This window comes from Streptomyces sp. NPDC038213 (genome assembly GCF_055600495.1).
The window spans coordinates 306,854-325,965 of record NZ_JBVJYM010000006.1; the positions used below are offsets into that span (position 1 = coordinate 306,854).

The window sequence follows — 19,112 nt, forward strand, 5'->3', positions numbered from 1 at the left end:
GTCGGGCGACCGGAAACGCCGAGGGACCTGCCGATACCGGGCGGTATCGGCAGGTCCGCTGGGGCTGTTGGTCCGTACTAATCCTGGATCAGACCTGGTCAGAGGTACGACTGGAAAATGATCACGGTCTGGCCGGGAAGGTGCGGCCGGGTGCCGTCCGGGCTCAGAAGCCGAGGCTCCAGGCGTCGATGTAGCCGGTGTCGGCGGCGGCGACGTCCTGCACCCGCAGCTGCCAGGTGCCGTTGGCCGGGATGGCCGAGGCGTCGACGGTGAAGGTGGTGATCACGTTGTCGGCGGCGTCGTTCGAGGAGTTCTGCAGGCGCTTGACGGTGCCGTTCGGGCCGACCAGGTCGATGACGAGGTCACCGCGGTAGGTGTGCTTGATGTCGACGTTGACCTTGAGCGCGGCCGGGGCGTTGCCGGTGCGGCCGGTGACGGCGATCGAGGAGGTGACCGCGGCACCGTTGTCCGTGATGTTCACGTTCGTGGTGTTCTCGAACGTGGGGGTGACCGGGCCGGAGGTCACGGCGTTGACCGTCGCGGCGGCGTCGGCCAGACCGGTGCCGCAGCCGCCGGTGCAGGTGCCGGCGAGCGGGCGGGTGTTGGTCTTGATGGCCGACTCGATCTGGGCCGGGGTCAGCTCGGGCTTGACCGACTCCAGCAGGGCGGCGAGGCCCGCGACGTGCGGGGCGGCCATGCTGGTGCCCTGGTAGGGCTCGTAGTTCTCGGCACCGGGGGTGGTGGCGCCCGCGTTCAGGGTGGACCAGATGCCGTTCTCGGGCGTGGTGATGGTGCCCGGGGTGTCGGTGCCGCGGCGGGTCTCGCCACCGGGGGCGGCCACGTCGATGACGGCGCCGTAGTTGGAGTAGAAGGAGCGGTCGCCGGTGCGGTTGCTGGAGGCGACGTTGATCACGTTGTTGCAGCTGGCCGGCGAGAAGTTCGCGGCGTCGGCGTTGCTGTTGCCCGCCGCGACGACGACGGTGGTGCCGCGGCCGACGGCGGCGTTGATCGCGTTCTGGTACGTGGTGCTGCAGGCGCCCGAGCCGCCGAGGCTCATGTTGATGACCTTGGCCGGGGTGGCGTTGGCCGGGACGCCGGAGACGGTGCCGCCGGAGGCCCAGGTGATGGCGTCGACGATGTCCGAGGTGGCGCCGCCGCACTTGCCGAGCACGCGGATGGGCTGGATCTTGGCGCTGTAGGCGATGCCCGCGACGCCCTTGGAGTTGTTGGTCGCGGCGGCGATGGTGCCCGCCACGTGGGTGCCGTGCCAGGAGGAGTCGCTGGCCTTGGAGTTCAGGCCGCACTCGCCGGCGGCGCTCCAGTCACCCGCGTCGGCGGGGTTGTTGTCGCGGCCGTTGCCGTCGCGGGCCGCGGAGGAGGAGCTGATGAAGTCGTAGCCGGCGACCACGTTCGAGGCCAGGTCGGAGTGGGCGACGTAGCCGGTGTCGATCACGGCGACGGTGACGCCGGAGCCGGTGGTCTTGTCCCAGGCTGCGGGGACGTTCATGCCGGCGGTGGGCTCGAAGAGGTCCCACTGGCGGGCGTACTCGGTGTCGTTCGGGGTCGCGGCCATGGCGTAGGCGCGGGTGTCGGGCTCGACGTAGGCGACGTCCGGGTCGGCCTTGAAGGTGGCGACCAGGTCGGCGACGTCCGCGGCGGACTGGGCGCCGCCCAGGTCGACGAGGGCGGCACCGGTGCCGAGGCGGCGCTCGAAGGCGACGTCCTCGCCGGCCTTGGCGCCCTTGGCCTCGGCGTCGGCGGCGGCGGCGGTGTTGGAGCGGGCCTCGGTCGCGGTGGACTTGTAGCCGACGATCAGGCCCTCGACGGGGGCGGTGGGCAGCGGGGTGACCGCCGCGGAGGCCGCACCGGGGGCGGCGGCAGGGGCAGTGGCAGGGCGGGACAGGGCCATGGAGGTGGTGGCCGTGCCGCCGATCAGGGTGGCGGAGACGGCCACCGCAGATATCAGCCTACGTCGTGATGCGTGCACGATGTTCCCTTCGCGGCCGTTTCCGGAACTGGCCGGAGCGGCCGGTTGGTGCGGTGTGGGAGGTGTGGTGCGGCCGGGGGGACCGGGGGCGGGCTCCTCCTCAGGGCCCGTCCCCGGTCACCGCTGGTCGCAGCGCTGCCCCTGCCGCATCGGCGGGGCGGGGGCAACGGCGGTACCGGGACCCGCGCCGGGCGGGGCATCCCGCCATGTGGGGTTGGCGGGTGTCCCGTTCGGCTGGAAAAGATCGCCGGTGCGCAGACAGTAGGCAACGCGCAGATGAACCCGATACAGGGAAAACCCTTGCCCGGCCCCTGCACCGACCCCTCGCGACTCCGACGGGGGTACGCATCTCCCGTGCCCCAACTGGGCTTCGGGGCACTCCTGTTGGACGGGAAGTGCCCGGAATGCGGACAACGGCGTCCGGTGATCGGACGCCGTTGTCTCCTTTCGCACACATCCGCGCATTGAGCGCGGATTTCCGGCCAGGGCCGGGGCGGGGCCGGCCCGGTCCCGGATCAGCCCTGCGGCGGCTGGAGCCGGCCGCCCAGCCAGGGCAGCACCTCGGGGTACATGCGCTGCCAGGTGTCGAAGTTGTGGCCGCCCGTCGGCAGGACGAGGGTCTCGACGGTCACCCGGGTGCCGCGGGCCGCCGCCGCGAACTGCGCCAGGTACGAGGGCGGGCTCAGCCGGTCCTGCCGCGAGGTCGCCAGGAACAGCGCGGCCTCGGGCGCCGGGCGCGCGTTGCGGACCAGCCACAGCGGGCTGTTGCGCTCCCTGAGCACGGGATCGGCCAGCACGTCGGGGTCCCCGCTCAGCGGATCGGGGTCGAGCGCCACCCCGGCCCCGAAGACCTGCGGGTACTGGAGGGGCAGCTTGGCCGCGCAGAACCCGCCCGTGGAGAAGCCCATGAGGGCGCGGGAGGCCGGCCCGTCGAGGGTGCGGAAGTGGTGGCCGACGAGGTCGGGGACGTCCTTCGCGAGCCAGGTGGCCACCTTCCGCTGCGGGGTGTCGCTGCAGTCCGTGTCCACCCCGCCCGGGTCGACCACCGGCATCACCAGCAGGGCGGGCGGGACCGCGCCCTGCGCGACGTACCCGGCGAAGGCCTCCGGCATGCCGCCCGCGTCGAGCCAGCCCTGCGGGGCGCCCGGTACGCCGTGCAGCAGCATCACGACCGGGAAGCGGGTGCGCTCCGCGCCGGGCGCGTCGTACTGGGGCGGGGTCCACACCAGCACCTGCCCGGCCAGCTTGGAGTGGGTGCCGCGGAAGGAGGTGGTGAGCACCCCGCCGCCGCTCGGGGTGAACCGCGCCCGGCCCACCGGCGGGCCCGTCATCGCCCCGGCGGAGCCGTCCCCGGGGGTGCCGAGCAGGTCGTCCCAGGAGGCGTAGAGCCCGTAGCTGTTGTTCATCCAGGTGGCGACGGTGGCGATGGCGGTGGCCTGGCAGACCAGGATCATCAGCAGGCGCACCGGCCAGCGGACCCAGCCGGGGCCCCGCAGCCGGCCCCACAGCAGGAGGGTGGCGAGCACGGCGAGGACCGTCGCGACGATGAGGAGGGCGAAGAACCCCGTGCTCGTCAGCTCCACCGCCGCCGCTCCCCTGCCTGTGCCGCCGTCCGCGTCTCCCCCGCACCCTGGCATCCGCGGGCGGCCCCGCGGCGGCGGCGCGCTGGAGGGGGCCGCCGCGGATGCCGCCGGGCGGGTCAGGCCTGCCGGGCCGCGGTGTACCGGTTGGCCGGGCGCGGCAGCCCGTAGTGTTCGCGCAGGGTGCGGCCCGTGTACTCCGTACGGAAGAGGCCCCGGCGCTGGAGCTCCGGCACCACCTGGTCCACGAAGTGCGCCAGTCCGCTCGGCAGCAGCGGCGGCATGATGTTGAACCCGTCCGCGGCGCCCTCGGTGAACCACTCCTCCAGCTGGTCGGCGATCTGCACGGCGGTTCCGGCGAACACCCGGTGGCCGCGGCCGCCGCCGAGCCGGGCGATCAGCTGGCGGACCGTCAGCCCGTCCCGCCGGGCGAGCTCGGCCACCAGGGTGAACCGGCTCTTGTTGCCGTTGATGTCCCGCTCCTCGGGCAGTTCGGGCAGCGGGCCGTCGAGGGGCAGGCCGGTCAGGTCGGTGCCCAGCATCCCGGACAGCTGGGCGAGCCCGTACTCCGGCACCTGAAGCTCCGTCAACTGCGCTTCGAGGTCACGCGCTTCGGCTTCGGTGGCGCCGATCACGGGGCAGATGCCGGGCAGGACGAGCAGCTCGTCCTCCGTGCGCCCGTAGCGCGGCAGCCGGGACTTGAGGTCCTTGTAGAAGGTCTGCGCGTCGGCGAGGGTCTGCTGCGCCGTGAACACGGCCTCCGCGTACTGGGCGGCGAACTCCTTGCCGTCCTCGGAGGATCCGGCCTGGACGAGCAGCGGGCGGCCCTGCGGGGAACGGGGCACGTTCAGGGGTCCGGCCACCTGGAAGTGGGTACCGCGGTGGGCGGCAGGGTGCAGCCGGTCGGTGTCGGCGTAGATGCCGTTCTCCTTGTCGAGGACGATCGTGTCGTCCTCCCAGCTGTCCCACAGCTTGAGCGCCACGTCGACGAACTCGCGGGCCCGCTCGTAGCGGACCCCGTGCGCGAGGTGCTCCTCGCGGTTGAAGTTACGGGCCTCGTCGACGGTGCCGGAGGTGACGATGTTCCAGCCCGCGCGGCCCCCGCTGAGGTGGTCGAGCGAGGCGAACTTGCGGGCCGTGTGGTACGGCTCGTTGAAGGTGGTGGAGACGGTGGCCACCAGTCCGACGTGCTCGGTGACCGCGGCGAGGGCGGACAGCAGCGTCAGGGGCTCGAACCCGCCGAGGGCGTTGTACCGGGCCTTGCCCCAGAGGGCGAGCCCGTCGGCGAGGAACACGGAGTCCAGCTTGCCGCGTTCGGCGGTCTTCGCCAGCTCCTGGAAGTAGCGCAGGTCCGTGACCCGCTCGGGGCGGGTGTCCGGGTGGCGCCAGGCGGCGTCGTGGTGGCCGGCGTTCATCAGGAAGGCGTTCAGGTGCAGGGTGCGGCGGGGGGCGCGGGCGGGGGCGGCGTCGGGGGTCGCGGTGGCGGCTGCGGTCATGGCGGGTCCTCGGGGTGTGCGGGGGCGGGGGTATCGGGGCGGGCCGGGGCGGCCGGGTGGAGGTGGTGGTCAGGCGCCGGCCGGTACGCGCCAGCTGCTCAGGCGGCGTTCGAGGCCCACCAGCACCTGGTTGAAGGCCACGCCGATGGCGGAGATCGTGATGATGCCCGCGTACATCTCCGGGATCGCGAAGTTGAACTGCGAGGCGTTGATCAGGTAGCCGAGTCCGGCCTTGGCGCCGATCATCTCGGCGGCGACGAGCACGAGGATGGAGACGGCCCCGGCCAGCCGGATCCCGGTGAACACCACCGGTACGGCCGCCGGGAGGATCACCTTGCGGAACAGGCTGGGCGTGGAGAGGTCCATCGAGCGGGCCAGTTTCAGCAGCGTGGGGTCGGTGTTGCGGACGGCGCTGATGGTGTTCAGGAGGACGGGCCAGAGGCAGGCGTACACCACGATCGAGATCTTGGACGTCTCCCCGATGCCCAGGAGCAGCACGAACACCGGCAGCAGGGCCAGGGCGGCGGTGTTGCGGAAGACCTCCAGCAGCGGGCCGAGGAGGTCGGCCAGCGGCCGGTACCAGCCGATGAGCAGGCCGAGCGGGACGGCGACGGCCACGGCGATGGCGAAGCCGCCGAAGGAGCGGACCAGGCTGGCCTGCGTGTGCTCGGCGAGCTGCCCGTCGCCCAGCAGGGCCCACCAGGCCCGCAGCACCTCGGAGAAGGGCGGCAGGAAGGTGGCGTCGGCCAGCCCGAGCCGCGGGGCGGCCTCCCAGAGCAGCAGCAGTGCGAGCACGGCCGCGGACTTCAGCCCGGCGGCCCCGAGGAGCCGGCTGGCCCGGCGCACGGGCGAGGGCCTGCGGTCCCGGGCGGGGGCGGCGTCGGTGCGAAGGCCGTTCGCCGCCGGGCCGGTGGCGGGCGCGGGGTCCGCCTCCGGAGCCGGGGCGCCCTCCGGCGTGCGGACGGGGTAGGCCGCTGCGGCCGGGCCGTCGGCCAGCCGAACGGAGTCGGGGGCCGGCCGGGGCGGAATCGCCACCGGATCCTCGGTGCGCACGGGGTCCTCGGTCCGTACGGGGTTCTCCGCCCGTACGGGGCTATCCGGTCGTACGGGGGCCGGGGAGCGGACCGGGTCGCGCTCCGTGCTCCCGGTCAGGTCGGTCAGGTCGGTCGGCTCCGTCAGGCCGGCCCGCTCGTCGCCGTCGGTCCGGGCGTCCGCCAGAACGGTGTCGGATGTGCTGCTCATACCGCTGCCTCCTCCTTCTCCAGCTGCTGGGCGCGGGCCACCTCGTCGTGGAGGAGGCCCCATATCTCGCGCCGGTAGCGCGCGAACTCCGTGCTCGACCGCAGGTCCCCGGTGGTGTCGCGGGATCCGAAGGACACCGGCACCACCTCCTTGATCCGGCCGGGGCGCGAGGTGAGCACGGCCACCCGCTGCCCGAGGTACACGGCCTCCTCGATGCCGTGCGTGATGAACACCACCGTCTTCCCGGTCCGCTCCCAGATCCGCCGCAGCTCGTCCTGGAGCGATTCGCGGGTCTGCGCGTCCAGTGCGGCGAACGGCTCGTCCATGAGCAGGACTTCGGGGTCGTACGCGAGGGAGCGGGCGATGGCCACGCGCTGGCGCATCCCTCCCGACAGCTCGTGCGGGTGCCGGTCCTCGAAGCCGGTCAGGCCGACCAGGTCGAGGTACTCGCGGGCCCGTCCGGTGCGCTCGCGGCGCGGTACGCCCGTGGCCTCCAGCCCGAACTCGACGTTCCCCAGGGCGGTGCGCCAGGGCAGCAGCGCGTACTGCTGGAAGACGATCCCGCGGTCCAGCCCGGGACCGGTGACGGGCCTGCCGTCGAGGAGGATCCGGCCGGTGGAGGGCCGGGTGAGGCCGCCGAGCAGGTCGAGCAGGGTGGACTTGCCGCAGCCGCTGGGGCCCACGACCACCAGGAACTCCCCCGCCGCGATCTTCAGGTCGATGCCCTCCAGAGCGGTGAACTCGCGCGGGGTGCCGCCATGTTCGGCCGGGCGGCGGTTCCTGCGGAGGCCGCTGCGGCCGCCGGCCGCCTTGACGGGGAAGGTCTTCCCCACGTTCTCGAACACGATCTCGGCCATCCGGTCAGCTCCCGCCCGCGCCCGCGGCGCCGTTGAACTCGTTGGTGTACAGGTCGGCGGGCTTCAGGCGGCCCTTCTTCACGTCGCCGCGCTCGACCAGCCAGTCGATCCACAGCTGGAACTCCTTGTCGGCGATGCGCCCGCCGCGGCCCGCGACCCCGTAGGAGCGCCAGTACTTGAGCGCCGAGGCGTCCTCGCTGCGGCCGCGCTTCTCGACGATCTGGGTCATCCGGGCGACCACCTGCTCGCGCGGGGTGCTGCGGGACCACTCGATGGCCTTGCCGACGCCGGTGACGAAGGTGCGCACGGTGTCGGGGTTGGCCTTGATGAAGCGGTCCGTCATGACGTACGTACCGGCGCTGAACGCGCCCAGCAGCTCGAAGTCGTTGAACAGCGGGCGCAGTCCGCCGGAGGCGAGGGCCTTGTCGCGGAGGATGCCGCCGAGGGAGCCGACCTGGATCTGGCGCTGGCGCAGGGACTGCTCGGTGTTGACGGGCGGAACGACGAGCGGTTCGACCCGGTCCACGTCGGAGCGCGAGAGGCCGCCCCGGGTGAGCCAGATCTCCAGCATGGCCTCGGCGTGCGCGCCGAGGGTGTTCATGCCGACCTTGGCCCGTGCGGAGGCCAGGTCGGCGGCGGTGCGCAGCGGGCTGTCCTCGCGGACGAAGAAGCCGTTGTACGCGTCCTTGTCGGAGCCGTAGTAGCTGATGACGGCCTTGACCGGGGCGCCGCTGGCGGCCAGCTTCACCACGGCGCCGTTGAAGGCCCCGCCGAAGTCGGTCTGGCCGGTGGCGGCGGACTGGATGTCCTGGGGGCCGCTGATGGTGTTGCCGACCCATTCGAGGGTGACGTCTCCGAAGTATCCGAGGTCCTGGGCCAGTTCGGGCAGGGTGACCGATCCGACGGCGCCCTGGTAGCGGAGCTTCTTCGTCTGCCCCTTGCCGCCGGAGCCCCCGGTGGCGGTGGCCTGGCCGCAGCTCACGGCGGCCGCCGAGAGGCCGAGGAGGGTGAGGAACTGGCGTCGGGAGGACGGGGTCAACAGGGGCGAGGGCATGGCGTTCCTTGTCGGGGCTGGGCGGGGCGTACAGGGGAGGTCGGGCGGTGGCGGTCAGGCGGTGGCGATCAGGCCGGAGCCCGCGTGGAGGGCGTCCGCGAACTCGTCCACGGCCTGGTACAGCTGGAGTTCGGCCTCGGGAGCCAGCACGGCTCCGTCCGGGCCGTGGGCCACCGCGGTGTCGAGGACGAACCGCCCCGAGACCACGTGGCGGGCGCCGAGCGCGCTGAGGACCGGCCGCAGCGCGTAGTCGATGGTCAGGACGTGGGCGAGGCTGCCCCCGGTGGCCAGCGGCAGGACGGTCTTGCCGGCCAGCCCGTGCTGCGGGAGCACGTCGAGGAAGGCCTTGAGCAGACCCGTGTACGAGGCCTTGTAGACGGGGGTGGCGATGACGATCCCGTCCGCCTCGGCCACCGCCGCCAGGGCGCTGCGCAGCTCGGGCTGCCCGGTGCGGGCGGCGAGGAGGTCGGCGGCCGGGAGCTCGCGGACGGCGAGGTGGCGGGAGTCGAAGCCGGCCAGCGGCGGCAGGCCGAGGACGTGTTCGGCCACGAGGGCGGTGCGGGAGGTCTGCGAGGGGCTGCCGGTGAGGGCGAGGAGTCTGGGCACGGGGACGGGCTCCTGGTTCGGAGGGCGCACGGCTGGCGGGCCGGCTGCGGGCACGGGGAGGAAGCGGGGAGGGGCGGGAGAACGGGAGGGGCAGGGCAGACGGGCGGGGCCGACGGGGGCGGGACGGCCGCCCCCGCCGGGGGCCGTCAGGCCTGCGCCGCCCCGGCGCCCGCGCCGACCGGCTCCGGCTCCCCCGCCGTGGAGGCGCCGGACGGGATCCCGAAGGACGGCTCGGGGACGGTCTCCGGCTTGAGGAGCACGGACGGGCGGCCGTCGGGGCCCACCGCGGTCTCGCCGTCGACGGTCACCCGGCGCAGGATGCGCTCGTGGTCGTCGGAGTCGTCCACGCCGTAGTGCTGGGTGGCGCGGTTGTCCCAGATCGCCACGTCGCCCTCCTGCCACTGCCAGCGCACCGTGTTCTCCGGGCGCTCGATGTGGGACTGGAAGAGGCCGAGGAGGGCGCGCGAGTCGGATCCCGTGAACCCGGCGATCCGCTGGACGAAGTTGCCGAGCAGCAGGGTGCGTTCGCCGGTCTCGGGGTGGACCCGGACCACGGGGTGCTCGGTGAGAAAGGCGGTGGAGGTGAAGACCTCGCGGTACTGCGCGAGCGCCTCGGGGAGGGCGTCGGGGCGCAGGGCCGCGTAGTCGTACTCGTTGGAGTGGACGGCGCGCAGCCCGTCGGAGAAGGCGCGCAGCGGCTCGGGGAGGTGGTCGTAGGCGGTGGCGGTGTTGGCCCAGAGGGTGTCGCCGCCGTACGGCGGGATGGTCACGGCCCGCAGGATGGAGAAGGCGGGGTAGGCGGGCACGAAGGTGACGTCGGTGTGCCACTGGTTGGCGCGGCCGCCGTGGTGGGAGTCGATGGCCAGGGCGTAGCGGCCGTCCGCGGAGGGGACGGTGGGGTGGGCGACGGGGGTGCCGAGGAGGCGGGCGAAGCCCTCGTGGGAGTCCTCGTCGAGGTGGTGCTGGCCGCGGAAGAAGACGACCTTGTGGCGCAGGAGGGCCCCGCGGACGAAGGCCACCTCCTCGGGGGAGAGGTCCGGGCCGAGGACGATGCCCTCGATGACGGCGCCGATGCGGCCGCCGACCTTGGTCGCGGTCGGTGCGGGGGCCCCGGGCTCGGGGGAGGCGGGTGCCGTGGGGGCGGGGGCGGGTGCGGTGGTGGTCATTTCCGTTCCTTTCAGGAGGTATCGCCGGGCGGTGGGCGTGCACCGCCGGGGTTCGTTTCGCTGCGGAAGTAATCGGGTGCCGCGGGACCCGGGCCGCGGCCCGGCGGATCTCGCCGGGGGTGCGGGTACGGGTACGGGGAAGCCGGTGGGCCGGGTACGGGGCTGCTGGAGTGCGGTCGTACGGGGCGGGTCTTCGTACGGGGCGAGTCTTCGTACGGGTCAGGACTTCGTACGGGCTGGTCGCCGAGCCCGGGGTGCGCCGCGTGCCGCGGAAGGGCGGCCTACGGCTGTTCTCGGACATTTCCGGCTGGGGCGGACGACCGTACGGACGCCCGCAGGGGCTGCCGTGCGGCGTCCCGTACCGGAGGTCACCCCGGTGGGGCGGCGGCGCAGGTAAGGGGCGGAGCCCCGGTGCGCTCAGCTACAGCGCGGGGCCGGACAGCGACGGCCCGGACACGCGGCCGGCGGGCGGAACTCGGCGCACCGGCGCTGTGTGTGGAGCCGCGGAAGGGAGGAGAACGTCGCGGACATGGCTCGGAGCGTGTCAGCGGGGCGGTTTCCGGTCAAGGCCGTTCCGGGGCCCCGGAAGGCGTCCCGCGGTGGTTCAATCGACTCGCGCACCACCGGGCCGCGAGCCCCCGGGCGGACCGTTCCGCACCCGGGTTGACCTGCGCGTTCCGCCCGGTCCGCCGGCTCCTGTCGGCCGGTTCCGGGCGGCCCCGCGCCCGGCCCCCACCCCCGCCGCCGATTTCACGGCGCCGCAACACCGCCGCCATCGCGCAACACACAGGCCATCGCCCCGACCGGAAGGAACACCGTGACGCTTGCCCCGCCCGGCCCCGGAACCGCCGGGGACCGCCGGCGCGAGACCAATGCCGCCACCGTCCTGCGGACCGTCCTGGACCACGGCCCGGTGGCCCGCAGCGCCGTCGCGCGCCTGTGCGGGCTCAGCCCGGCGGCCGTGTCCCGCCAGACCGCGGAGCTGCTGCGGCTGGGGCTGGTCCGCGAGCTGCCCGAGCAGGCGCCCGCGGGCGGGGTGGGCCGCCCGCAGACCCCGCTGGACCTGCACACGGGGGCGCTCGGCGGCGCGGTCGCCGCCGGGGTCCACATCGGCGTGCCCGCGTCCACGTTCGGGCTGGTGGACCTGCGCGGCCGGGTGCTGGCCCAGCGGACCTTCCCGCACGCGGGGTACGGGCCGCGGGACCTGCCGGAGCGGGTGTCGGGCGCGCTGGCGGGCTTCCTGCGGGAGTTCGGGGGCGACCGGCCGGTGCTGGGGGCGGGCGCGGCGCTCGGCGGCTGGGTGCGGCCCGCCGAGGGGACGGTCGTGCGGCACGAGTCGCTGGGGTGGCGGGACCGGCCCCTGGCCGCCGAGCTCTCGCGGGGGCTGGGCGGGCTGCCCGTACGGCTGGACAACCACGCCCGCGCGGTCGCCGAGTCCGAGATCCTGTTCGGGCGGCCGGAGGCCCGGCACAGCCTGGTGCACCTCTTCGTGGGCACGGTCGTCGACGCCGCGTTCGGCATGTCCGGGGTGATCCACGAGGGGCCCGGATCCGGGGCGGGCGAGGTGGCGCACCTGCCGGTGCCCGGCTCCCCGGCAGCCTGCCCGTGCGGCCGTACGGGCTGCCTGGAGGTGACCGCGTCCGACGCGGCGCTGGCCTCCGCGGCGGTGCGCCGGGGCATCGTGCCCGTGGCGGACCCGGCCCTGGTGGTGGACGCGGCGGCGGCCGGGGATCCGCGCGCCGACCGGCTGCTGCGCGAGCGGGCTCGGGCGGTGGGCCGGGCGGCCGCGCTGCTGCTCGACGTGTTCAACCCGGGGCTGCTGCTGGTCACCGAGCGCGCCAGCCTGGCCGACGCCGGCTACCTGGACGAGATCCGGGCGGCGGCGACGGGCCTGTCCCACGTCTGCACCGACCCCGGGCGCATCGCGGCGCCCCACGCGGGACCGGCCGTCCTGCCCGTCGCCGCGACCACCGTGCTGCTCGCGCCGCTCTTCCGCGATCCGGTGCGGATTTCCAGAGAGGTCAAGGTCACACCAGTGCGCTCTGCTGCGGCTTTAGTGCGCTGCCCTACAGTCTGAGCCATGACGGTCCTGCCTGACGACGGGCTTTCGCTGGCCGCCGAGTTCCCTGAAGCGACGCATGAGCAGTGGCAGCGCCTTGTTGAAGGCGTCCTGCGAAAGTCGGGCAAGGAAGCTTCCGGCGAGGCTGCCGAGGAGGCTCTGTCCACGACGCTCGAGGACGGGCTCAGCACCCGGCCCCTGTACACCGCGCGGAACTCCGCGCCCGATGCCGGTTTCCCCGGATTCGCCCCCTTCGTACGGGGCGGTCGGGCGGAGGGCGGTGCTGCGGTCGGCTGGGACGTGCGCCAGCGCATCGCCGGCTCCGACCCCGCCCTGGTCAACGAAGCCGCACTCGCGGACCTGGAGAACGGGACCACCTCGCTGTGGCTCCCCGTCGGCCCCGCCGGCCTCCCGGTCTCCGGGATCTCCCGCGCCCTGGAGGGCGTGTACCTCGACCTCGCCCCGGTGGTGCTCGACGCGGGCGCCGACACGGCGGCCGCGGCCCGCGAGCTGCTGCGCCTCTACCAGGAGCGGGGGGTGGCGCCGGAGGCGGCGCGCGCCGTGCTCGGCGCCGACCCGCTGGGCCACGAGGCCCGTACCGGCGAGGCCCTGCCCCTCGACGACGCGGCCGCCCTGGCCGCGGAGTGCGTACGCGACTGGCCGGGCGTGCGCGCCCTGGCCGTGGACGCCCTGCCGTACCACGAGGCGGGCGGCTCGGCCGCCCAGGAGCTCGGGCTGTCCCTGGCCACGGGCACGGCCTACCTGCGGGCGCTCACGGAGGCCGGGATCGGCCTCGAAGAGGCCTTCGGACAGCTGGAGTTCCGCTACGCCGCCGGCGCCGACCAGTTCCTGACCATCGCGAAGCTGCGGGCCGCGCGCCGGCTGTGGGCCCGGGTCGCGGAGGCCTGCGGCGCCCCCGCCGCGGGCGCCCAGCGGCAGCACGCCGTGACCTCGCCGGTGATGATGACCCGCCGCGACCCCTGGGTGAACATGCTGCGGACCACCGTGGCCACCCTGGCGGCGGGCGTCGGCGGCGCCGACTCCGTCACCGTCCTGCCCTTCGACTCCGAACTGGGCCTGGCCGACGCCTTCTCGCGGCGCATCGCCCGCAACACCTCCACGATCCTGCTGGAGGAGTCCCACCTCGCCCGGGTCGTGGACCCGGCGGGCGGCTCCTGGTACGTGGAGCGGCTCACCGACGAACTGGCCGCGGCCTCCTGGGCGTTCTTCCAGGAGGTCGAGCAGGCGGGCGGGATCGCCGCGGCCCTGCGCTCGGGCCTGGTCGGCGAGCGGCTCGCGGCCACCTGGGCCGAGCGCTCCAAGAAGCTGGCGAAGCGCCGCGAACCGGTCACCGGCGTCAGCGAGTTCCCGCACCTCGGCGAGAAGCCGGTGGAGCGCGAGCCCGCCCCGGCCGCCCCCTCGGGCGGGCTGCCGCGGGTACGCCGCGACGAGGCGTACGAGGCCCTGCGGGCCCGCTCGGACGCGCACCTGGCACTGACCGGGGCCCGGCCGCGGGTCTTCCTGGCCGCCCTGGGCCCGGCGGCCGCGCACACGGCGCGCGCCACCTTCGCCTCCAACCTCTTCCAGGCGGGCGGCATCGAGCCCGTGCACGACCCGGTGTCCGTGGACGCCACCACCGCCGCCGCGGCCTTCGCGGCGAGCGGGGCGGGCCTGGCCTGCCTGGTGTCCAGCGACGCCCTGTACGAGGAGCAGGCCGCCGGGGTCGCCGAGGCCCTGCGGGCCGGCGGCGCCCCTGCCGTGTACCTCGCGGGCAGGCCCGGCACCGGCGAAGGGGCCGTGGACGCCTACGTGTTCGCGGGCTGCGACGCCGTCGCCGTGCTGTCCTCCGTCCTCGACCGCATGGGAGTGGCGTGATGCGGATCCCCGATTTCTCCGGCATCGACCTGAACTCGGGCGCGGGCGCGTCCGGTTCCGAGGACCTGTGGCGGGCCGCGGTCAAGGAGGCCACCGGCACGGCCGCCGAGGACCTGCTCTGGGAGACCCCGGAGGGCATCGGCGTCAAGCCGCTGTACACCGGGCGCGACCTGGAGGGCCTCGACTTCCTGGACACGTACCCGGGCGCGGCCCCCTTCCTGCGGGGCCCGTACCCGACGATGTACGTGAACCAGCCCTGGACGATCCGGCAGTACGCCGGCTTCTCCACGGCCGAGGAGTCGAACGCCTTCTACCGGCGCAACCTGGCCGCCGGCCAGAAGGGCCTGTCGGTCGCCTTCGACCTGCCCACGCACCGCGGCTACGACAGCGACCACCCGCGGGTGACCGGTGACGTCGGCATGGCGGGCGTGGCCATCGACTCGATCTACGACATGCGCCAGCTGTTCGACGGCATCCCGCTGGACAAGATGTCGGTGTCGATGACGATGAACGGCGCGGTCCTGCCCGTGCTGGCCCTCTACATCGTGGCGGCCGAGGAGCAGGGTGTCTCCCCCGACAAGCTCGCGGGGACCATCCAGAACGACATCCTCAAGGAGTTCATGGTCCGCAACACCTACATCTACCCGCCGCGGCCGTCGATGCGGATCATCTCCGACATCTTCTCGTTCACCTCGCAGAAGATGCCGCGGTACAACTCGATCTCCATCTCCGGCTACCACATCCAGGAGGCCGGGGCCACGGCCGACCTGGAGCTCGCGTACACCCTCGCCGACGGCGTGGAGTACCTGCGGGCGGGCCGGGGGGCGGGGCTGGACGTGGACGCGTTCGCGCCGCGGCTGTCCTTCTTCTGGGCCATCGGCATGAACTTCTTCATGGAGGTCGCGAAGCTGCGCGCGGCGCGGCTCCTGTGGGCCAAGCTGGTCCGGCAGTTCGACCCGCAGAACCCCAAGTCGCTGTCCCTGCGCACCCATTCGCAGACATCGGGCTGGTCCCTGACCGCGCAGGACGTGTTCAACAACGTGACGCGCACCTGCGTGGAGGCCATGGCCGCCACCCAGGGCCACACCCAGTCCCTGCACACGAACGCCCTGGACGAGGCCCTGGCCCTGCCGACGGACTTCTCCGCGCGCATCGCCCGCAACACCCAGCTGCTCATCCAGCAGGAGTCGGGCACCACCCGGGTCATCGACCCGTGGGGCGGCAGCGCGTACGTCGAGAGGCTCACGTACGACCTGGCGCGCCGGGCCTGGCAGCACATCCAGGAGGTCGAGGCGGCCGGCGGCATGGCGCAGGCCATCGACGCGGGCATCCCGAAGCTGCGCGTGGAGGAGGCCGCCGCCCGCACCCAGGCGCGCATCGACTCCGGGCGCCAGCCGGTGATCGGCGTGAACAAGTACCGCGTGGACAGCGACGAGCAGATCGAGGTCCTCAAGGTCGACAACTCCTCCGTGCGGGCCCAGCAGATCGCCAAGCTGCGGCGGCTGCGCGAGGAGCGCGACGAGGACCTCTGCCAGGACTCGCTGCGCCGGCTGACCAGCGCCGCCGAGCGGGGCTCCGGCCCCGGCCTGGACGGCAACCTGCTCGCGCTGGCGGTGGACGCGGCCCGCGCCAAGGCCACCGTGGGCGAGATCTCGGACGCCCTGGAGAAGGTGTACGGGCGGCACGCGAGCCAGATCCGTACCATTTCCGGTGTGTACCGCACCGAGGCAGGGGAGTCGCCGTCCGTGGAGCGCACCCGGGGCCTGGTCTCCCGCTTCGAGGAGGCGGAGGGCCGCCGCCCGCGCATCCTCGTCGCGAAGATGGGCCAGGACGGCCACGACCGCGGCCAGAAGGTGATCGCCACGGCCTTCGCCGACCTGGGCTTCGACGTGGACGTCGGCCCGCTGTTCCAGACCCCGGCGGAGGTGGCCCGCCAGGCCGTCGAGGCGGACGTCCACGTGGTGGGCGTCTCGTCGCTGGCGGCCGGCCACCTGACCCTCGTACCGGCGCTGCGCGAGCAGCTGGCGGAGGAGGGCCGCGAGGACATCATGATCGTCGTGGGCGGGGTGATCCCCCCTCAGGACGTGCCCACGCTGCTGGAGATGGGCGCGGCGGCGGTGTTCCCGCCCGGTACGGTGATCCCGGACGCCGCCTACGACCTGGTGACGCGGCTGGCCGCGGACCTGGGCCACGAGCTGTAAGAGGCTGCGGATGCCACCGAGGATCGATCTCGATGCGTACGTGAAGGGTGTGCTCGACGGGAAGCGCGCGTTCATCGCCCGCGCGGTCACCCTCGTCGAGTCCACCCGCCCCGACCACCGCGTGCTGGCGCAGCAGTTGCTGACGCAGCTGCTGCCGCACGCGGGCAGCGCCCGGCGGATCGGCATCAGCGGGGTGCCGGGCGTGGGCAAGTCCACGTTCATCGACGCGTTCGGCACCCTGCTGACCGGGCGCGGGCACCGGGTCGCGGTCCTGGCCGTCGACCCGTCCTCCACCCGCACGGGCGGCTCCATCCTGGGCGACAAGACCCGGATGGAGCGCCTGGCGGTGGACCCGTCGGCGTTCGTGCGGCCCTCGCCCTCGGCGGGGACCCTGGGCGGGGTCGCCAAGGCCACCCGCGAGTCGATGGTCGTCATGGAGGCGGCCGGGTACGACGTGGTGCTCGTGGAGACGGTCGGCGTCGGCCAGTCCGAGACCGCGGTCGCGGGCATGGTCGACTCCTTCCTGCTGCTCACGCTGGCCCGGACCGGGGACCAGCTCCAGGGCATCAAGAAGGGCGTGCTGGAGCTCGCCGACGTCCTCGCCGTGAACAAGGCCGACGGCCCGCACGAGCGGGACGCGAAGTCCGCGGCCCGCGAACTGTCCGGCGCCCTGCGGCTGATGCACCCGGCGGACGCCTCCTGGACCCCGCCGGTGCTGACGTGCAGCGCGCGGGAGTCCACGGGGCTCGAAGGGGTGTGGGAGCGGCTGGAGCAGCACCGGGCCGTGCTCGACTCCACCGGCCGGCTCGACGGCAAGCGCCGCGATCAGCAGATCGAGTGGACCTGGGCCATGGTCCGCGACGAACTCCTGGACCGGCTGCGCAACGACCCCGCCGTACGGGCGGTCGCCCCCGGGCTCGAACAGCGCGTCAGGGAGGGCGCCCTGACGGCCACTTCGGCGGCGGAGGGGATCCTCGCGGCGTTCCGGGAGGGGCTGGGGGCGGTTGCGGGGACTGCGTCGGGGGCAGAGGCAAGAGCAGAGGCCGAGTAGTTCGTCCGCAGGCGGGGGGCCGGGGTGCGTGCACCCCGGCCCCCCGTTTCCTGCTGTCCGACCGCCGCCGCCCCTGCCTCAGGGCCTGGTGTCTGCCCCGGCGGCGCCGCCCGGCGGGCTCGCGCCCGCCTCCGCGTCCCGGAGCAGTGCGACCAGGGCCGTCCGGGCCCGGGCCACGCGGGATCTGACGGTGCCGACGGGGCAGCCGCCGATCTCCGCCGCCTCCGCGTACGGCAGCCCCAGCACCTGGGTCAGGACGAACGCCTCCCGGCGCTCGTCGGGGAGCAGCGCGAGCAGTTCGGCCAGGGCCACCCCGTCGTCGAACCCCGGCAGGCCGCGGGCCTGCGCCCGCTCGGCCGCCGACTGCCAGTCGTCGGTGTCGGAGAGCCGGGGGCGGGCCGCGACGTGCCGGATGCTGTCGATGACCGTGCGGCGGGCGATCGTCAGCAGCCAGGTGCGGGCGGAGGAGCGCCCCTCGAAGCGGTGGAGGCTGCCGAGGGCCCGCAGGAAGGTCTCCTGGGTGAGGTCCTCGGCGGCCTGGTGGTCCGAGCTGAGGTAGGTGACGTACCGGCGCACGTCGCGCTGGAGCGCCCGTACGAACCGGTCCACCGCCACGGGGTCCCCGCTGCGGGCCTCCAGCGCCCACCGGGTGACGGTCTCGTCGTCGGGGCGCTCCCGGAATCCGGCGGGGGTGGGGGTGCGCGTGGCGGTGAGCGTCGGGGCGAGTGCGCGGCCGGTGGGGCTGGGGGGTACGGCGGGGGCGCGTACCGGGACCGGGACAGGGTCGGGGGTGGTCACCGGTCCGGGGGCGGCGGGGGCTAAGCGGGTGTGCGGCCTGGTGGAGAGCAGGGCAGGGGTCATCGCCTGGTGTCCTTCACGGAGTTCCGGATCCGGACCGGTGCTGCGCGCGCGGGCGCGACCGCCGGCACGGGGTGCCGGGCGGCTGCCGCAGCGGCTGCGCAGTCGGTCCGGTGAGGGGTGTCGTGTCTTCGTCCGCGGGACGGGCACCCGGCCGCCGGGGCGGGGTACGGGTGTCCGGCTGCGGACCCGGCGCGGGTGTGCGTACGAGGGTGCGCGGGTGCGTACGCGGGTGCGGGCGTACGCGGATGCGCGTGCGCGTGCGCGGCGGCGCCGGGGATCCTGCCGCCGGATTCAGCCGGCGGCGGGCTCCACGGGCGGACCCCGGAAGGTGAGGGCGCTGGTGAGGAGGAGGCGGCGCGGGGCCGGGGCACGCCGGGCGCGGCGGCCGTGGACCCGCGGGCGGTGCGGAGTGAGCGCGGGGGCCGGGCGCAGCGGCGGCCTCAGGGGGGCCGCGAGCCGGGCCGCGAAGGCCCGCAGGATCCGGAACGCGGCCCTTTCGCCGTGGGCGAGCCAGAGTCCGCACAGGAGGGCGGCGAGCAGGTGGACGGCGAGCATTCCGGCGCCGCTGACACCCGTCCCGCCGAGCGCGGCGTCCGCGCCTGCGGGGGCGGACATGAGGTGGTCGACGAGGGAGTGGCCCGCGGAACCAGCCTCGGAGGCAACGGAGTTCACGGCGGTCGCGGATAACGCATCCCCGTGGCCGTGGTGGGCCGCGGCTGCGACGGCGACTGCGTCGGCGGCGGAGTCGGCACGGGTGCCCGCCGTGGTGGCGGACGGCCCGGGTGGGCGGTGCAGGAGGGTGAAGCAGGTGTGCAGGACGGCCTGGGCCGCGAGGGCCGTCAACAGGACGTGTCTCGGGCGCCGTTCCCGTCCGGCGAGGAACCAGGAGGGGAGGCCCACGGCCGCCACGGCCAGGGCCAGGGCCCAGCCGGGCACCGAGGTGTCCGCCATCCGGGCGTGGCCGAGCCCGGTGAGCAGCACGCAGACAGCGGCGAACACCGCTGCCCGTACCGTGCGGATCCCCCACCCTGCGCTCATGGCGGCCCATCCTCGCACTCCCGGCGGCCTGTTCGAAGA

14 protein-coding genes are annotated in these 19,112 nt (G+C 74.4%); 4 read left to right on the top strand and 10 right to left on the bottom strand.

The features are described from left to right. Nucleotides 1-163 precede the first annotated feature (163 nt). The 8 genes from ACZ7JZ_RS12845 to ACZ7JZ_RS12880 all read right to left on the bottom strand — a co-directional run bounded on the left by ACZ7JZ_RS12845 (nucleotide 164) and on the right by ACZ7JZ_RS12880 (nucleotide 9,988). Entirely contained in the window at nucleotides 164-1,909 is a 1,746-nt protein-coding gene (locus tag ACZ7JZ_RS12845) for a S8 family peptidase (RefSeq protein ID WP_470937457.1), read from the bottom strand. Between the two features lie 593 nt (nucleotides 1,910-2,502). Next, a complete protein-coding gene (locus tag ACZ7JZ_RS12850) occupies nucleotides 2,503-3,570 on the bottom strand; it encodes an alpha/beta hydrolase (protein WP_470937121.1) in 1,068 nt (355 codons plus the stop codon). A 116-nt stretch (nucleotides 3,571-3,686) separates the two neighbouring features. Further along, nucleotides 3,687-5,063, bottom strand: a complete 1,377-nt coding sequence (locus ACZ7JZ_RS12855; protein WP_470937124.1) for an LLM class flavin-dependent oxidoreductase — start codon at nucleotides 5,061-5,063, stop codon at nucleotides 3,687-3,689. A gap of 69 nt (nucleotides 5,064-5,132) precedes the next feature. Beyond that, nucleotides 5,133-6,305, bottom strand: a complete 1,173-nt coding sequence (locus tag ACZ7JZ_RS12860; RefSeq protein WP_470937127.1) for an ABC transporter permease — start codon at nucleotides 6,303-6,305, stop codon at nucleotides 5,133-5,135. Beyond that, nucleotides 6,302-7,162 carry an ABC transporter ATP-binding protein gene (locus tag ACZ7JZ_RS12865; protein WP_470937129.1) on the bottom strand — a complete coding sequence of 287 codons (861 nt, stop codon included), beginning with the start codon at nucleotides 7,160-7,162 and terminating at the stop codon, nucleotides 6,302-6,304. Before ACZ7JZ_RS12865 ends, ACZ7JZ_RS12860 begins: the two co-directional genes overlap by 4 nt. A gap of 4 nt (nucleotides 7,163-7,166) precedes the next feature. After that, the gene (locus ACZ7JZ_RS12870; protein WP_470937132.1) at nucleotides 7,167-8,216 is read right to left on the bottom strand and encodes an ABC transporter substrate-binding protein; all 1,050 of its coding nucleotides are present in this window, start codon (nucleotides 8,214-8,216) and stop codon (nucleotides 7,167-7,169) included. 54 nt (nucleotides 8,217-8,270) lie between these two features. Continuing rightward, nucleotides 8,271-8,822: an NADPH-dependent FMN reductase gene (gene ssuE / locus ACZ7JZ_RS12875; protein ID WP_470937135.1), complete on the bottom strand. Its 552-nt coding sequence runs from the start codon at nucleotides 8,820-8,822 to the stop codon at nucleotides 8,271-8,273. 146 nt (nucleotides 8,823-8,968) lie between these two features. Then, nucleotides 8,969-9,988, bottom strand: a complete 1,020-nt coding sequence (locus ACZ7JZ_RS12880; protein ID WP_470937138.1) for a TauD/TfdA dioxygenase family protein — start codon at nucleotides 9,986-9,988, stop codon at nucleotides 8,969-8,971. An 817-nt stretch (nucleotides 9,989-10,805) separates the two neighbouring features. Between ACZ7JZ_RS12880 and ACZ7JZ_RS12885 the strand changes: the two genes are divergently transcribed. The 4 genes from ACZ7JZ_RS12885 to meaB are packed head-to-tail and all read left to right on the top strand — an operon-like array spanning nucleotide 10,806 to nucleotide 17,174. Then, the gene (locus ACZ7JZ_RS12885) at nucleotides 10,806-12,065 is read left to right on the top strand and encodes an ROK family protein (RefSeq protein ID WP_470937141.1); all 1,260 of its coding nucleotides are present in this window, start codon (nucleotides 10,806-10,808) and stop codon (nucleotides 12,063-12,065) included. A gap of 3 nt (nucleotides 12,066-12,068) precedes the next feature. Continuing rightward, nucleotides 12,069-13,922: a methylmalonyl-CoA mutase family protein gene (locus tag ACZ7JZ_RS12890; RefSeq protein ID WP_470937143.1), complete on the top strand. Its 1,854-nt coding sequence runs from the start codon at nucleotides 12,069-12,071 to the stop codon at nucleotides 13,920-13,922. Beyond that, the gene (gene scpA, locus ACZ7JZ_RS12895; protein ID WP_470937146.1) at nucleotides 13,922-16,123 is read left to right on the top strand and encodes a methylmalonyl-CoA mutase; all 2,202 of its coding nucleotides are present in this window, start codon (nucleotides 13,922-13,924) and stop codon (nucleotides 16,121-16,123) included. The genes ACZ7JZ_RS12890 and scpA overlap by 1 nt, the downstream gene beginning before the upstream one ends. 10 nt (nucleotides 16,124-16,133) lie before the next feature. Then, complete coding sequence (gene meaB / locus ACZ7JZ_RS12900) at nucleotides 16,134-17,174, top strand: methylmalonyl Co-A mutase-associated GTPase MeaB (RefSeq protein ID WP_470937149.1); 1,041 nt, start codon at nucleotides 16,134-16,136, stop codon at nucleotides 17,172-17,174. A gap of 78 nt (nucleotides 17,175-17,252) precedes the next feature. Here meaB and ACZ7JZ_RS12905 read toward each other — a convergent pair whose 3' ends face one another. Together ACZ7JZ_RS12905 and ACZ7JZ_RS12910 are read right to left on the bottom strand one after the other, a co-directional pair. Continuing rightward, complete coding sequence (locus ACZ7JZ_RS12905; RefSeq protein ID WP_470937152.1) at nucleotides 17,253-17,972, bottom strand: sigma-70 family RNA polymerase sigma factor; 720 nt, start codon at nucleotides 17,970-17,972, stop codon at nucleotides 17,253-17,255. Nucleotides 17,973-18,326: 354 nt separating this feature from the next. Further along, nucleotides 18,327-19,073, bottom strand: a complete 747-nt coding sequence (locus ACZ7JZ_RS12910) for a hypothetical protein (protein ID WP_470937155.1) — start codon at nucleotides 19,071-19,073, stop codon at nucleotides 18,327-18,329. Nucleotides 19,074-19,112 lie beyond the last annotated feature (39 nt).